This window comes from Variovorax sp. PBS-H4, from assembly GCF_901827205.1.
GTDB lineage: Bacteria > Pseudomonadota > Gammaproteobacteria > Burkholderiales > Burkholderiaceae_C > Variovorax.
This window is the reverse complement of record NZ_LR594675.1, coordinates 4,254,749-4,270,226: the sequence shown is the minus strand read 5'-3', so window position 1 is coordinate 4,270,226 and position 15,478 is coordinate 4,254,749. Positions and strand designations below refer to the sequence as shown.

11 protein-coding genes are annotated in these 15,478 nt (G+C 67.3%); 7 read left to right on the top strand and 4 right to left on the bottom strand.

Translation table 11 applies throughout. The annotated features are described in order from the left end of the window. Positions 1 to 49: 49 nt before the first annotated feature. Positions 50 to 802 (top strand): alpha/beta fold hydrolase, encoded by a 753-nt coding sequence (locus E5CHR_RS20255; RefSeq protein WP_162581507.1) that lies wholly within the window; start codon positions 50 to 52, stop codon positions 800 to 802. Between the two features lie 25 nt (positions 803 to 827). Here the strand turns inward: E5CHR_RS20255 and hmpA are convergent, their stop codons facing one another. Continuing rightward, complete coding sequence (gene hmpA, locus E5CHR_RS20250) at positions 828 to 2,012, bottom strand: NO-inducible flavohemoprotein (protein ID WP_162581506.1); 1,185 nt, start codon at positions 2,010 to 2,012, stop codon at positions 828 to 830. Positions 2,013 to 2,159: 147 nt separating this feature from the next. Between hmpA and norR the strand changes: the two genes are divergently transcribed. Then, entirely contained in the window at positions 2,160 to 3,791 is a 1,632-nt protein-coding gene (gene norR / locus E5CHR_RS20245; RefSeq protein ID WP_162581505.1) for a nitric oxide reductase transcriptional regulator NorR, read from the top strand. Here the strand turns inward: norR and E5CHR_RS20240 are convergent. Beyond that, positions 3,773 to 4,981: an aromatic ring-hydroxylating dioxygenase subunit alpha gene (locus E5CHR_RS20240; protein ID WP_162581504.1), complete on the bottom strand. Its 1,209-nt coding sequence runs from the start codon at positions 4,979 to 4,981 to the stop codon at positions 3,773 to 3,775. The genes norR and E5CHR_RS20240 overlap by 19 nt on opposite strands. A 17-nt stretch (positions 4,982 to 4,998) precedes the next feature. Further along, positions 4,999 to 6,012, bottom strand: coding sequence for a Bug family tripartite tricarboxylate transporter substrate binding protein (locus E5CHR_RS20235; protein WP_162581503.1), 1,014 nt, complete (start codon positions 6,010 to 6,012; stop codon positions 4,999 to 5,001). 81 nt (positions 6,013 to 6,093) lie between these two features. On the opposite strand from E5CHR_RS20235, the gene E5CHR_RS20230 reads away from it, so the two are divergent. Next, the gene (locus tag E5CHR_RS20230; RefSeq protein ID WP_162581502.1) at positions 6,094 to 7,008 is read left to right on the top strand and encodes a LysR family transcriptional regulator; all 915 of its coding nucleotides are present in this window, start codon (positions 6,094 to 6,096) and stop codon (positions 7,006 to 7,008) included. 39 nt (positions 7,009 to 7,047) lie between these two features. Here E5CHR_RS20230 and E5CHR_RS20225 read toward each other — a convergent pair whose 3' ends face one another. Then, complete coding sequence (locus tag E5CHR_RS20225) at positions 7,048 to 7,446, bottom strand: OsmC family protein (RefSeq protein ID WP_162581501.1); 399 nt, start codon at positions 7,444 to 7,446, stop codon at positions 7,048 to 7,050. A 138-nt stretch (positions 7,447 to 7,584) separates the two neighbouring features. Here E5CHR_RS20225 and E5CHR_RS20220 point away from each other — a divergent pair, with 138 nt between their 5' ends. The 4 genes from E5CHR_RS20220 to lpdA all read left to right on the top strand — a co-directional run bounded on the left by E5CHR_RS20220 (position 7,585) and on the right by lpdA (position 15,476). After that, entirely contained in the window at positions 7,585 to 9,501 is a 1,917-nt protein-coding gene (locus E5CHR_RS20220; RefSeq protein WP_162581500.1) for a propionate--CoA ligase, read from the top strand. 185 nt (positions 9,502 to 9,686) lie between these two features. Further along, entirely contained in the window at positions 9,687 to 12,566 is a 2,880-nt protein-coding gene (locus E5CHR_RS20215; protein WP_162581499.1) for a 2-oxoglutarate dehydrogenase E1 component, read from the top strand. A 42-nt stretch (positions 12,567 to 12,608) separates the two neighbouring features. Further along, complete coding sequence (gene odhB / locus E5CHR_RS20210; protein WP_162581498.1) at positions 12,609 to 13,883, top strand: 2-oxoglutarate dehydrogenase complex dihydrolipoyllysine-residue succinyltransferase; 1,275 nt, start codon at positions 12,609 to 12,611, stop codon at positions 13,881 to 13,883. A 162-nt stretch (positions 13,884 to 14,045) separates the two neighbouring features. After that, the gene (gene lpdA, locus E5CHR_RS20205) at positions 14,046 to 15,476 is read left to right on the top strand and encodes a dihydrolipoyl dehydrogenase (protein WP_162581497.1); all 1,431 of its coding nucleotides are present in this window, start codon (positions 14,046 to 14,048) and stop codon (positions 15,474 to 15,476) included. The last annotated feature ends 2 nt before the right edge of the window (positions 15,477 to 15,478 follow it).

Below are 15,478 nucleotides of genomic sequence, written 5' to 3'. Positions count from 1 at the left end.
ACAGCTCGGGTAATCTCGCGCCATCGACGACGCGACGAAGGCGGTGGACATGGAAATGGAACAAGGTGGCGAAGGCCCGGACCTGCTCCTCATGCTGCACGGAATGGGCGCGACGGGGGCCGTGTGGTCGCCCATGTGCGCAATGGCTGGCGCCCGCTGGGCCGGCCGCTGGGTTGTCATGGACCTGCCGGGCCATGGTCGATCCGATCGCCAGGATTCTTATGCGATCGGGCAGTACGCCGCATCCGTGGCGCGTGCCGTGCTGCCGCACGTCGAGCCCGCGGGCCGGCTCGTGGTCCTGGGGCATTCGCTAGGCGGCGTGATCTCCCTGGCCTTGGCCACCGGCTGGTTCGGCGTGGCGCCGCATCGGGTCTTCGGCGCGGGCATCAAGCTCGCGTGGAGCGACGATGAGCTCCGGCGCATGGCGACGCTGGCCTCCCAGCCTGCCAAGCGCTTCGCCACGGAAGAAGAGGCATGGGACCGGTACCTGAAAGTCTCGGGCCTGGCCGGAATTGCCGGCGCAGCGGCACCCGTCGTGGCCCGCGGCATCCGGCGCGAGACGGACGGATGGTGCCTCGCGATGGATCCGCGCGCCCATGGCATTGGCAAGCCGCCGGTGGCTGACCTGGTGGCGCTGGCTCGCTGCCCGGTCCACCTCGGCCGCGGGGGCGACGACGCACTGGTGACGATGGAGCAGACCCGCGCGCTCGATCCGGCTGCCTCCGAGCTCGGCCCGCATGGGCACAACGTGATGGTCGAGGGGCCCGGGCGCGTCTGGGACTGGGTCGCTTCGCACGAATGACCCAGGACAGTCCTATGCCGTGGCTCTACTCCAGCGCCGAGGCCGGGCCGAAGAATTCATACCGCACCTGTGCGTCCGGCACACCCAGGGTGCGCAGCGCTGCCTTGACCTGCTTCATGAACGGCTTCGGGCCGAGCAGGTAGGCATCGACATCCGCGGTTCCGGCAGGCAGCCACTGAGAGAGCGTCGGAAGATCCAGGCGGCCGACTGCATGCGGCGGTTCGCTACCTTGGTTCGCCTCGTCGTAGCAATAGAAGCGCTTGAGCTGCGAGTGCTTCTCTGCCAAGGCCTCGATGGTGTGGCGAAAGGCGTGGACGCCACGGTTGCGCGCACAGTGGATGAAGTGCACAACGCGCGAAGTCTTCAGCGCTGCATCGAGCATTGCAAGCGTCGGCGTGATGCCCACGCCTCCGCTGATCAACACCAGCGGCCGGTCGCCAGCCTGGAGCGTGAACGCGCCAGAGGGGGCGAACAGTTCCACTTCGCTGCCTTCGTGCACGTGGTCATGCAGATGGCAGGAGGCGACGCCACCTTCTTCGCGCTTGACGCTGATCCGATAGGTGCTGCCGTTCGGCGCTGCGGACAGCGAGTAGTTGCGCCGGATGTCATCGTCGCCGACGTTCAGGCGGATGCCGATGTACTGGCCCGGCTGGAAGTCCATCACGGGCTGCTGGTCCACGGGGGCGAAGTAGAAAGAGACGATCTCGTCACTCTCGGCTTCCTTGCGCACGACCTTGAAAGCGCGGCCACCGCGCCAGCCGCCGAGCGCCTTCGCATTGCTGTCGTAGACCGACCCCTCTGCGCCGATGAGCAGGTCCGCGAGCTCGCCGTAGGCGGCAGCCCAGGCTGCGATCACCTCGTCGGTGGCGATGTCCGGTCCGAGCACCTCGCGAATGGCACGCAGCAGGCATGCCCCGACGATGGGGTAGTGCTCCGGCTGCACCTGCAGCGCCACGTGCTTGTTGACGATCTGCTGTGCCAACGGGCCCAGCGCCTCGAGCCGGTCGATGTGCTTGGCGTACATCAGTACGCCGTTGGCCAGGGCGCGGGGCTGATCGCCGGAAGCCTGGTGGGCCTGGTTGAAGAGGGGACGCACCTGCGGGTGCTCGGTCAGCAAGATGCTGTAGAAATGCGTGGTCAGCGCCTCGCCGCCGGTTTCGAGCAGGGGGACGGTGGCGGAGACGATCGACTTCTGTTTCGCTGTCAGCATGAGGGTCCTTGAGAGTGGAGTTGCGTTGCCGTCCACTCCGCAAGGAGCGTTCCAGCCCTTTGCCTCCTGCATATCAAGGACTTGGCGGGCAAGAGGTCAAAGCGACACGGATAAACTGGTGTCAAGTTGACTTCGAATGGAGTCTTGATGACTACTCGCCCTTTGCTTCAGGCGATCATCCCGCTCGTCGCCGACCTCGCGCGCGAATTGCCGACCACCGAGCGCTACTGCCGCTTGCTGGGGGCCCTGCGCATGCTGTTGCCCTGCGATGCCGCGGCGCTGCTGCGGTTGGAGGACGGTTGGCTGGTCCCGCTGGCGGTGGACGGGTTGAGCAGCGACACCCTGGGCCGCCGCTTCCGCGTCGAAGAGCATCCACGCTTCGCCGCGCTGCTGGAGGCCGGAGGTCCGCTGCGGTTTCCCCCCGACAGCCCCCTGCCGGACCCCTACGACGGGCTGGTCGAGAGCCACCGGGGACATCTGCCGGTGCACGATTGCGTGGGCTGCGCGGTCCGGTTCGACGACAAGCCTTGGGGGCTCCTGACCCTCGACGATCTCGCGCCTGAACGCTTTTCCAGCCTCGATCTCGCCGTGCTGCAGTCGTTCGGCAGCCTCGCTGCCGCGACCGTCAGCGTTGTCGCACGCATCGAGCAGCTCCACTCGCGTGCCGAGCATGAGAGCCTCAGGGCCGAAGGCTATCGATTGGCGGCAACGCCGCGCTCGCGCGCCTTGATCGGCCGCAGCCCGTCCATGCGGCAGCTTCAGAAGGAAATAGAGCTCGTGGCGGCCAGCGAACTGCCGGTCCTCATTCAAGGGGAGACCGGCGTGGGCAAGGAACTGGTTGCGCAGGCGCTGCATGCGCGCTCGGCGCGCGCATCCCGTCCGATGATCAGCCTGAACTGCGCGGCGCTGCCCGATACGCTTGTCGAAAGCGAGCTCTTCGGGCATGTGAAGGGTGCGTTCACCGGCGCCATCGGCGAGCGTCCCGGCAAGTTCGAGTTGGCCGATGGCGGCACGCTGTTCCTCGACGAGGTCGGTGAGCTTGCACCCAACGTACAGGCCAAGCTGCTTCGCGTGCTGCAAAGCGGCCAGCTCCAGCGGCTGGGCTCCGACCGCGAGCACCGCGTGGACGTTCGGCTGATCGCCGCCAGCAACCGGAACCTGGCCGACGAGGTGAGGGAAGGGCGGCTGCGCGCGGACTTCTACCATCGGCTGAGTGTCTATCCGCTCCACGTCCCGCCGTTGCGGGAGCGCGGGCGAGATGTCCTGCTCCTGGGGGGCTTCTTCCTCGAAGAGAACCGGTCACGGCTGGGCCTGGGCGGCCTTCGGCTGGACGCTGGCGCGCAGGCGGCGCTGCTGGCGCACGGGTGGCCCGGCAACGTGCGCGAGCTGGAGCACCTGCTGGGCCGCAGTGTGCTGAAGGCATTGGGCCGACAGCCGAATCGTCCGCGCATCCTGAGCCTGACCGCCGAAGACCTGGACCTGCCGAAAGGGCGCGCCGAGCCCTCGGCGCAGCCGGACGAAGGCCACGCACCGGTCACGGCAGCGCAGGACGTGAGCCTGCGCGAGGCCGTGGCTCAGCTCGAGCGCCGGCTGGTGATGGATGCGTTCGCCCGGCATGGGGGCAACCGTGCGGCGGCGGCGCGGTCACTCGGCCTGGACCGCGCCAACCTGGCGCGGCTGGCCAAGCGCCTCGGGGTCACGGAGCTGCCCGACAACGCCCGAGGCACCGGCCGGCGGGGCGCCAAGCAGTCCTCCGCGCATCAGCGATCGTCGAGGTAGTTGCCCGCGTCGAACACCACCGGGGGCTCGTCTTCATCGAAGCTCACGCCGGCCGGGTCCTCGCCGGCTTCCAGGCGCTCCAGTTGTGCCTTCAGGTAGCGGCGCAGCATCACGATACCGCGGTCGGAGGTCGCCAGGTGCTCCTCCGAATGCCGCGCGATGGCACCCTGGCTCACCATCGCCTCGTAGTCGCCGGGCATGCGCTGGTGCTCTTCTTCGGTGAGCTCTTCCCACAGCTTGCCGTTCATGCGCGAGCGCATGCGCGAGAGCTCGCCGCGCTCGCGGACGCGGCCCACCACGAAGATGCGGAAGCTGTGGTTGTCGATCGGCAGGATCCAGCCCAGCGACTCGACGCGCCCGTAACGGCCGACGCGCGGGCTCGGAATCACGCGCAGCGTCGGAATGGCGGCCTGGCTGATGCGCCGGAACACCTTGCCGTCGGGCAACTGCCGCACGGAGGTCGTGCGCACGCCCAGCGCCACCGTGTCCCAGCTGACCTCCGGCATCTGCGCCATCTGCTCGACGAACTGGGTGCCGCTGAAGCTCGCGTGCAGAACCACCACGTGGAAGGGATCGACCAGGTTCTCGTAATGCTGCAGCCAGTTGCAGGGAATGACCTGCGGCCCGCCGCCGCCGATGCTGGCGTCGTTGGCTTCGAGAAGCTCGCCGGCGTCCAGGTCTTCGAGCGCCTCGTAGCGCGGCAGCACGGGTTTCTTCTCCGGCGGTCCCGTGTAGGCCCAGATCAGTCCGTAGCGCTCCTGCACCGGGTACCAGGGCTGGCGGATGCGCTCGCGGGTGCGCCCCAGCCCGGGCTCGCAGGGCTGCTCCAGGCAATGGCCCTGCACGTCGAACAGCCAGCCGTGGTAGCAGCAGCGGATGCCGCGCTCTTCCACGCGCCCGTAGTACAGCGAGCTGCCGCGGTGCGCGCAATGGGGATGGACCAGCCCGGGCCGGCCGCTCTTGTCGCGAAACAGGATCAGGTCCTCGCCCAGCACCCGCAGCTTGCGCGGGGTGTCGCCGGCGTCGGCGGCCAGTCCGATCGGGTGCCAGTAGCGGCGCAGCAGTTCGCCCATCGGCGTGCCGGGGCCGACTTCGGTCAGCGTCGGGTTGTGGGTACCCGGCTCGCGGCCGTAGGCAGTGCCCGTGTCGACGGCGATGCGGATCACCTTCCCGGCGGTCGTGGAATTCATCGAGGCTCCTTGCGTTTTCATTCGGCCGTCACGCCCGCGGCCTTGATCAGCTCGGCCACGCGTGGAAAGTCCGCCTGGTAGCTGGCCTTGAAGTCGGCCGGCGTGTTGCCGAGCGGCTCGAAGCCGAAGCCGCTCAACCTGGCCTGCACGTCGGGCATGCGCGTGATCTCGCGCAGGGCCTGGGTCCATTGCTCGATGATGGGCAAGGGTGTCTTGGCCGGCGCGTACACACCGATCCAGCTGTCGAGGTCGAAGCCGGCGAAGCCCTGCTCGGCAAAGGTCGGCACGTCCGGCAAGGTCGACACGCGCCGGCTGCCGGCGATGCCCAGCACCTTCATGCGGCCGGCCTGGGACTGCGTGCGCGCCGTCGACGGATTGGCCCACGCGAAGTCGAGCACGCCGCCGATCATGTCGTTGTGCGCCGCGGCCTCCGCCTTGTAGGCGACGTGCGTCAGCGAAATGCCGCTCTGGCGCTTGAGCAGCTCGCCCATCAGGTGCGCCTGCGAGCCGTTGCCCCAGGTGCCGTAGGTCAGGCCGGGATGCTGCTTCGCATGCGCGACGAACGCCTTCAGGTTCGAGTACGGTGCGTCGGCGCGCGCCACCAGCATGGGCCCGCCGGTGGCCAGCTGCGATATCGGTTCGAAGTCCTTGACGGGGTCGTAGGGCAGCCTGGACTGCAGGATCGCGTTGTTGATGTGGGTGAGCGAGAGCGTGAACAACACCGTGTGCCCGTCGGGCGGCGCCTTGGCCACGGCGTCGGCCGCAAGGATTCCGCTCGCGCCAGGCCGGGGCTCCACGATCACGCTCTGGCCCCAGCGCTGCTGCAGCTTCTCGGCGTAGGCGCGCGCGATCACGTCGATCGGGCCGCCGGCGGTGCCGAAGGGCACGATGCGGATCACCTTGGCCGGGAAGGCGGCCTGCGCCTGGGCCGAGGCCATTGGCGCGGCAGCGGCCATCGCGAGCGCAACGAGACCGGTGACACAGGCGCGCCGGTGCGCGCGAAAGCCGCTCGGACGGGTGCAGGCGAACATCGTTGTCTCCTTGATCTTGTGGGGTGCCCTACGATAGGAGCCCCGTTCCGCCGGATCAATTCGAACGTTTGGATAACTGATATGGGCCGCCCTGATATCCGCGGCGTCGATCTCGCGATGCTTCGGACGTTCGACGCCCTCCTGCGCGAGCGCAGCGTGTCCCGCGCGGCCTCCCGCCTCTTCCTCAGCCAGCCGGCGGTCAGCGCGTCCCTCAAGCGCCTGCGCGAGACCTTCGACGACCCGCTCTTCACGCGCACTGCGCACGGCGTGGTGCCCACCCCCCGTGCCCTCGCGCTGGCGCCGCGGGTGGAGGCGGTGCTGGTGGATCTGCAGGGGCTGTTGAACGCGGACGGCGCCTTCGACCCCGCGAAGTCGGAGCGCATCCTGCGCATCGCGGGCAGCGACCACAGCAGCCGCGGCATGCTGCCTCTCCTGTGCCGCGAGCTCGCGGCTTGCGGCTCGCACATCCGGCTGGCGTGGGAGCTTGCCGACTACAGCCAGTTGCCCGAAAGGCTGCGCAGGGGCGACATCGACCTGGGCCTGTTGCCGCGCATGGCGCCGGCCGCCGGGGTCGAATCCGAGCTGCTCTACGAAGACGCCTACGTCGCCGTCGCGCGTCGCGGCCATCCGCGGTACGTGGGTGGCATGGACCTCGAAGCCTTTTGCGCCATGCCGCACGTGGTGTTGGGGCAGAGCCGCTCCGTGCTCGACGACACCATCGACCAGGCCTTGGCGCGCCGCGGCCTGGCCCGCCACGTGCAGGCGGCCGTCACCACCTTCAGCCAGATGACGGACTTGCTGGCGAGCACCGATGCCGTCGCGGTCTTCCCGCAACGGGTGGCGAGCCGCTACGCCCAGCTCCTGGACGCGCTGCCGCTGCCCTTCGAGCTGCCGACCTATCGCCTTTATGTGTGCTGGGACGCCCGCTCGAACGCGGACGACGCGGTGCGCTGGCTGCGCGACGCGCTCGTTCGCCTGGGACGGGGCCCGGCTTGAGCGGACGCGGGCTTCGATCAGCCGGCGCTGGCAGCCGGCTCAGGTCCAGTCGGTGGTGATCTCGGTCTTGACTTCGCTCATGAGCCGATGAACGGGACACTTGCCGGCGACGCGGAGCAGCTCGGCCCGTTGCGCCTCGCTCAGGTCGCCCGTCGCGCGAAGCGTGGTCTTCAGCCGGTAGGTGCCTTGGCGCTCTTCGCTGTCGTCGCGGTCGACGGTGACTTCGACGTCTTCCAGCGGCATGCCCTTGCGTTGTGCATAGACCACCATCGTCAGCGCCTTGCAGGCGGCGAGTGCCGCGTCGTACAGGTCGTGCGGCGTCGGGCCGGCGTCGGTGCCGCCTGCCGCGGGCCCCGGGTCGACCGGAAACTCGTGTGCGCGGATCTTGACGATGTGCCGGGTGCCTGCAACGCCGTCGCGCCGAACCGTGATGCTCATGGAATGCTCCTCTTGTGAAGGCGCAGATTGTGTCAGCCGTGCCTGCTTTTGCCGCGTCAGCTTCCAGCAAGCGAGCGGCTCATACTTGAGCAATCCAGGTCCGCCCTGGAGTCGAACCCTCACCCGGAGACAAAGACCATGAGCCGCTATGCAGAGTTCTACCGCCGTTCCATCGACGAGCCGGAGGCCTTCTGGGCCGAGCAGGCCGAACTGATCGACTGGAAAACGCCTCCCCGGCAGGTCCTCGACGCGAGCCGGGCCCCGTTCGTGCAGTGGTTCGCGGGCGGCACCACCAATCTCTGCCACAACGCGGTCGATCGCCATGTCGCCACACGCGGCGACCAGCCGGCGCTGATCGCCGTGTCGACCGAAACCGGCACGGAGAGGAGCTACAGCTTCCAGGAACTGCATGACGAGGTGCAGCGCGTCGCGGCTTCGTTGATGGAGCTCGGTGTGGCCAAGGGCGACCGCGTGCTGATCTACATGCCCATGATTGCGCAGGCCGTCTTCACGATGCTGGCCTGTGCGCGGCTGGGGGCGATCCACTGCGTGGTGTTCGGCGGCTTCGCGAGCGCCTCGCTGGCTTCGCGCATCGAGGACGCGACGCCCAAGGTCGTGGTCAGCGCCGACGCCGGCTCGCGGGGCGGCAAGGTGATCGCATACAAGCCGCTGCTGGACGAGGCGATCCGGCTTTCCGCGCACAAGCCCGATGCAGTGCTGCTGTTCGACCGTGGACTGGCGCCCATGACACTGGCCGAAGGCCGCGACCATGCAGCGGCGCGGCTGATGGAGAAGCACCGCGAGACCGAGGTGCCCTGCACCTGGCTCGACGCCACCGATATCAGCTACATCATCTACACCAGCGGCACCACCGGGCGCCCCAAGGGCGTCCAGCGCGACACCGGCGGCTATGCAGTGGCGCTGGCGGCGAGCATGAAGCACATCTTCGACGGCCGGGCGGGCGAGACCTACTTCTCGACGAGCGACATCGGCTGGGTGGTGGGGCACAGCTATATCGTCTACGGACCGCTGATCGCGGGCATGGCGACGATCGTGTACGAAGGCCTGCCCACGCAGGGGCTGGACCGGCAGCCCGACGGCGGCATCTGGTGGCAGCTGGTCGAGAAGTACAAGGTCACTGCGATGTTCAGTGCGCCGACGGCGGTGCGCGTGCTCAAGAAGCAGGACCCGGCATTGCTCAAGAAGTACGACCTGTCGAGCCTGCGCGCGCTGTTCCTCGCGGGGGAGCCGCTGGACGAGCCCACGGCGCGCTGGATCAGCGAAGGCCTGGGCGTGCCGATCATCGACAACTATTGGCAGACCGAATCGGGCTGGCCGATCCTCACGGTGGCCAATGGCGTGGAGCGCACGCGCAGCAAGTTCGGCAGCCCGGGCGTTCCGATGTACGGCTACAACATCAAGATCCTTCACGAATCCAGCGGCGAGGAGCTGACGGGCGCCAACGAGAAGGGCGTGGTCGTGATCGAGGGGCCGACGCCGCCCGGCTTCATGCAGACGGTGTGGCGGGACGACGAGCGCTTCGTCAATACCTATTGGAAGACCGTGCCGGGCAAGCTGGTGTACTCCACCTTCGACTGGGGCATCCGCGACGAGGAGGGCTACTACTACATTCTTGGCCGCACCGATGACGTGATCAACGTCGCGGGCCATCGCCTCGGCACGCGCGAAATCGAAGAGAGCATCTCGGGCCACGCCAAGGTCGCCGAGGTCGCCGTGGTGGGCGTGGCCGATGCGCTCAAGGGGCAGGTGGCCGTGGCCTTCGTGGTGCCGAAGGACGGTGCCGTGCTCGGCGACGCCCAGGCCTCGCTGGCGCTGGAAGGGGAGGTCATGAAGCAGGTGGCCGACCAGCTCGGTGCGTTGGCGCGGCCGGCGCGCGTGCACTTCGTCAGTGCGCTGCCCAAGACGCGCAGCGGGAAGTTGCTGCGGCGGGCGATCCAGGCCGTTTGCGAGGGGCGCGACGCCGGCGACTTGACCACCATCGAGGACCCTGGCACCCTCGAGCAGGTGAGGCAGGCTCGCTCTCTGATGGGATAGCCCGTCCCTTGGCCGAAGGGGCTTGCACTGGCGCTTTTCGGCGTCACATGGTTGCCATGGCACAATGCCAAGGTACTCCGGCCCTTCCCCAGCCACAGTCGCATCCGCCAACCGGTTCAGCCGTGTCGCGGAAGGTTTCTCAAACCAGCTAATGCTTCCCTCAGGGAAGCGAAGGTCAGCGCAACATGAGCGATTCGACGTCCTCCGCGTCCATCTATCACGCCTACCAGGGCAACACCTACCTCTTCGGCGGCAATGCCCCCTATGTCGAAGAGATGTACGAGAACTATCTCGCCAATCCCGGCAGCGTCCCCGACAACTGGCGCTCCTACTTCGATGCGCTGCAGAACGTGCCGGCCGCCGACGGCAGCGCCACGCGCGACGTTCCGCACCAGCCTGTCATCAACGCCTTTGCCGAGCGCGCCAAACAAGGCACGACCAAGGTGGTGCAGGCGAGCGGAGCCGATTCCGAACTCGGCCGCCAGCGCACGGCGGTCCAGCAGCTGATCGCCGCCTACCGCAACGTCGGCGCGCGCTGGGCCGACCTCGATCCGCTCAAGCGCACCGAGCGCCCGGCAATCCCCGAGCTGGAGCCCTCGTTCTACGGCTTCACCGATGGCGACCTGGAGACGGTGTTCAACACGAGCAACACCTTCTTCGGCAAGGACACGATGTCGCTGCGCGACCTGCTCAACGCGCTGCGCGAGACCTACTGCGGCACCATCGGCGCCGAGTACATGTACATGACCGACCAGGGGCAGAAGCGCTGGTGGCAGCAGCGGCTCGAAAGCGCGCGGACCAACCCCAAGCTGAGCACCGACGAAAAGAAGCGCGTTCTGGAGCGCCTGACGGCCGCCGAGGGCCTGGAACGCTTCCTGCACACCAAGTACGTCGGCCAGAAGCGCTTCTCGCTGGAAGGCGGCGAGAGCTTCATCGTGTCGATGGACGAGCTGATCAACCAGGCCGGCATCAAGGGCGTGCAGGAGATCGTGATCGGCATGGCCCACCGAGGCCGCCTCAACGTGCTGGTCAATTCGCTGGGCAAGATGCCTGCCGACCTGTTCGCGGAGTTCGACCACACCGCACCCGAGGACCTGCCCAGCGGTGACGTCAAGTACCACCAGGGCTTCAGCTCCGACGTCTCGACGTCCGGCGGCCCGGTCCACCTGAGCCTGGCCTTCAACCCGTCGCACCTCGAGATCGTCAACCCCGTGGTCGAGGGCTCGGTGCGCGCCCGCATGGACCGCCGCGCCGATCCGCTGGGCAAACAGGTGCTGCCGGTCATCGTGCATGGCGACGCCGCCTTTGCAGGCCAGGGCGTGGTGATGGAAACGCTGGCGCTGGCCGAGACCCGCGGCTATTCCACCGGCGGCACGGTGCACATCGTGATCAACAACCAGATCGGCTTTACCACCAGCGATCCGCGCGACAGCCGTTCGACGCTGTACTGCACCGACGTCGTCAAGATGATCGAGGCGCCGGTGCTGCACGTGAACGGCGACGACCCCGAGGCCGTGGTGCTGGCCACCCAACTGGCCCTCGAGTTCCGCATGGAGTTCCAGAAGGACGTGGTGGTCGACATCATCTGCTTCCGCAAGCTGGGCCACAACGAGCAGGACACGCCTTCGCTCACCCAGCCGCTGATGTACAAGAAGATCGCTGCCCACCCGGGCACGCGCAGGCTCTACGCCGACCGGCTCGCTGCCCAGGGCCTGGGCGACACGCTCGGCGACGACATGGTGAAGGCGCAGCGTGCGGCCTTCGACGCCGGCAAGAACACCTCCGACCCGGTGCTCACCAACTTCAAGAGCAAGTACGCGGTCGACTGGAGCCCCTTCCTCAACAAGAAGTGGACCGATGCCGGCGACACCGCCATTCCGACCGCGGAATGGAAGCGGCTGGCCGAGCGCCTCACCAAGGCACCCGACAATTTCACGGTGCATCCGCTCGTGAAGAAGGTGCTGGACGACCGCGCTGCCATGGGCCGCGGCGAGATCAATGTCGACTGGGGCATGGGCGAGCACATGGCCTTTGCCTCGCTCGTGGCGAGCGGCTATCCGGTGCGGCTTTCGGGCGAGGACAGCGGCCGCGGCACCTTCACCCACCGCCATGCCGTGCTGCACGACCAGAACCGCGAGAAGTTCGATGAAGGCACGTACGTGCCGCTGCAGAACGTGGCCGACAACCAGGCACCCTTCGTCGTCATCGACTCCATCCTGTCGGAAGAGGCGGTGCTGGCCTTCGAATACGGCTATGCCTCGAACGACCCCAACACGCTGGTGATCTGGGAGGCGCAGTTCGGCGACTTCGCCAACGGCGCGCAGGTCGTGATCGACCAGTTCATCGCCTCGGGCGAAGTGAAGTGGGGCCGTGTCAACGGCATCACCCTGATGCTGCCGCACGGCTACGAAGGGCAGGGCCCCGAGCACAGCTCGGCGCGCCTGGAGCGCTTCATGCAACTGTCGGCCGACACCAACATCCAGGTGGTGCAGCCCACCACCGCGAGTCAGATCTTCCACGTGCTTCGCCGCCAGATGGTGCGCAGCCTGCGCAAGCCGCTGATCATCATGACGCCGAAGTCGCTGCTGCGGAACAAGGACGCGACCTCGCCGCTGTCGGAGTTCACCAAGGGCAGCTTCCAGACCGTCATTCCCGACAACAAGGACCTGAAGGCCGACAAGGTCAAGCGCGTGATCGCCTGCTCGGGCAAGGTCTACTACGACCTGGCCAAGAAGCGGGAAGAGAAGGGCAGCGACGACGTGGCGATCATCCGCGTCGAGCAGCTCTACCCGTTCCCGCACAAGGCCTTCGGCGCCGAACTCAAGAAGTATCCGAATCTCGTCGACGTGGTGTGGTGCCAGGACGAGCCGCAGAACCAGGGCGCCTGGTTCTTCGTGCAGCACAACATCCACGAGAACCTGCAGGAAGGCCAGAAGCTCGGCTATTCGGGTCGCGCCGCCTCGGCGTCCCCGGCCGTCGGCTACTCCCACCTGCACCAGGAGCAGCAGAAGGCGCTGGTCGACGGCGCCTTCGCCAAGCTCAAGGGCTTCGTGCTGACCAAGTAGAACAACCTCACTCAAGAAACACGAAGCGAAGCGAATCCCAAAATGTCTATCGTTGAAGTCAAAGTTCCCCAGTTGTCCGAATCAGTGGCCGAGGCCACGATGCTGCAATGGAAGAAGAAGCCCGGCGAAGCCGTCGCAGTCGATGAAATCCTGATCGAGATCGAGACCGACAAGGTCGTGCTGGAGGTGCCGGCGCCTTCCGCCGGCGTGCTGGCCGAGATCGTCGCCGGCGACGGCGCCACGGTCGTTGCCGAGCAGGTGATCGCCAAGATCGACACCGATGCCAAGGCCGGCGCGGCTGCGCCCGCCGCGGCACCGGCGGCGCCTGCCACAGCCCCCGCGCCGGCATCCGCAGCAGCCGCACCGGCTGCTACGGGCGGCTCGAAGTCCGACGTTGCGATGCCGGCCGCCGCCAAGCTGCTGGCCGACAACAAGCTGACGACCGGCGACGTGAGCGGCACCGGCAAGGACGGCCGCGTCACCAAGGGTGACGTGCTGGGCGCGGTCGCGGGCGGCGCCACGGCCAAGGTTGCTGCGCCGGTTGCCATTCCCACGGGCGCCCCCAAGGCGGCGCTGCCGCAGGTCGCCTCGCCGGCCGCGGCACCGGATCTCGGCGATCGCCCGGAAGAGCGCGTGCCGATGAGCCGCCTGCGCGCACGCATCGCCGAGCGCCTGCTGCAGTCGCAGTCCACCAATGCCATCCTGACCACCTTCAACGAGGTCAACATGGCGCCCGTGATGGAAATGCGCAAGCGCTACCAGGAGAAGTTCGAGAAGGAGCACGGCGTGAAGATCGGCTTCATGAGCTTCTTCGTGAAGGCCGCGGTGCATGCGCTCAAGAAGTACCCGGTGATCAACGCCTCCGTGGACGGCAACGACATCGTCTACCACGGCTACTTCGACATCGGCATCGCGGTGGGTTCGCCGCGCGGCCTGGTGGTGCCGATCCTGCGCAATGCCGACCAGATGAGCTTCGCGGACATCGAGAAGAAGATTGCGGAATACGGCCAGAAGGCCAAGGACGGCAAGCTGGGCATCGAGGAGATGACCGGCGGCACCTTCTCCATTTCCAATGGCGGCGTGTTCGGCTCGATGCTGTCCACGCCCATCATCAACCCGCCGCAGTCGGCCATCCTGGGCGTGCACGCCACCAAGGACCGTGCCGTGGTCGAGAACGGGCAGGTCGTGGTGCGGCCGATGAACTACCTCGCGATGTCCTATGACCACCGCATCATCGACGGCCGCGAGGCCGTGCTGGGCCTGGTCGCCATGAAGGAAGCGCTGGAAGATCCCGCTCGCCTCTTGTTCGACATTTGACCCACCCCCGTTGCTTGCTCACTTCGTGTAGCCGCCTCCCCCCTCAAGGGGCGACCCCAGCGGCCCGGCAAAGCCGGTTCCGCGGGGTCTCCGAACAGGCTTCGCTGCGCTTGCCGCGAATGCAACGAACGGTACGGCCGATGCAACCTCTGAAAGAAAATCATGGCTAACAAGCAATTCGACGTCATCGTCATCGGTGGCGGCCCCGGTGGCTACATCGCGGCCATCCGCGCGGCGCAACTCGGCTTCAACGTCGCCTGCGTCGACGAGTGGAAGAACGCCAAGGGCGGCCCGGCCCTGGGCGGGACCTGCACCAACATCGGCTGCATTCCCTCGAAGGCCCTGCTGCAGTCTTCCGAGCATTTCGAGCATGCCGGCAAGCACTTTGCCGACCACGGCATCAAGGTCGAAGGCCTGGGCCTCGACATCGACAAGATGCTGGGCCGCAAAGACGCGGTGGTGAAGCAGAACAATGACGGCATCACCTACCTGTTCAAGAAGAACAAGATCACCTTCTTCCATGGCCGGGCCGCTTTTGCGAAGGCTTCCGGCGCGGGCTACGAGCTGAAGGTGACCGGCGCTGCCGAGGAGTCCATCGAGGGCAAGCACATCATCGTGGCGACGGGCTCCAACCCGCGTGCGTTGCCGGGCGCGGACTTCGACGAGGAGAACATCCTTTCGAACGACGGCGCGCTGCGCATCCCCTCCGTACCGAAGAAGCTGGCGCTGATCGGCTCGGGTGTGATCGGGCTGGAGATGGGTTCGGTCTGGCGCCGGCTGGGGTCGGAAGTCACCGTGCTCGAAGCGCTGCCCACCTTCCTGGGCGCGGTGGACGAGCAGATCGCCAAGGAGGCGCACAAGGCCTTCGTCAAGCAGGGCCTGAAGATCGAGCTCGGCGTGAAGGTCGGCGAAGTCAAGTCCGGCAAGAAGGGCGTGACGGTCGCGTGGACCAACGCCAAGGGCGAGGCACAGACGCTGGAGGTCGACAAGCTGATCGTCTCCATCGGCCGCGTGCCCAACACCATCGGCCTCAACCCCGAGGCGGTGGGCCTGAAGCTGGACGAGCGCGGCGCAATCGTCGTCGACGACGAATGCCGCACCAGCCTGCCCAACGTGTGGGCCATCGGCGACGTGGTACGGGGCCCGATGCTTGCCCACAAGGCAGAAGAAGAAGGCGTCGCAGTGGCCGAGCGCATCGCAGGCCAGCATGGCCACGTGAACTTCAACACCATCCCCTGGGTGATCTACACCTCGCCCGAGATCGCCTGGGTCGGGCAGACGGAGCAGCAGCTCAAGGCCGAGGGTCGCGCCTACAAGGCCGGCACCTTCCCCTTCCTGGCCAACGGGCGCGCCCGCGCGCTCGGCGACACCACGGGCATGGTCAAGTTCCTGGCCGATGCGGCGAGCGACGAGATTCTCGGCGTCCACATCGTCGGCCCGATGGCCAGCGAGCTGATCTCCGAGGCCGTGGTGGCGATGGAGTTCAAGGCGAGCGCCGAAGACATCGCGCGCATCTGCCATGCGCATCCCTCGCTGTCCGAAGCGACGAAGGAAGCGGCGCTCGCGGTGGACAAGCGCACGCTCAACTTCTGACC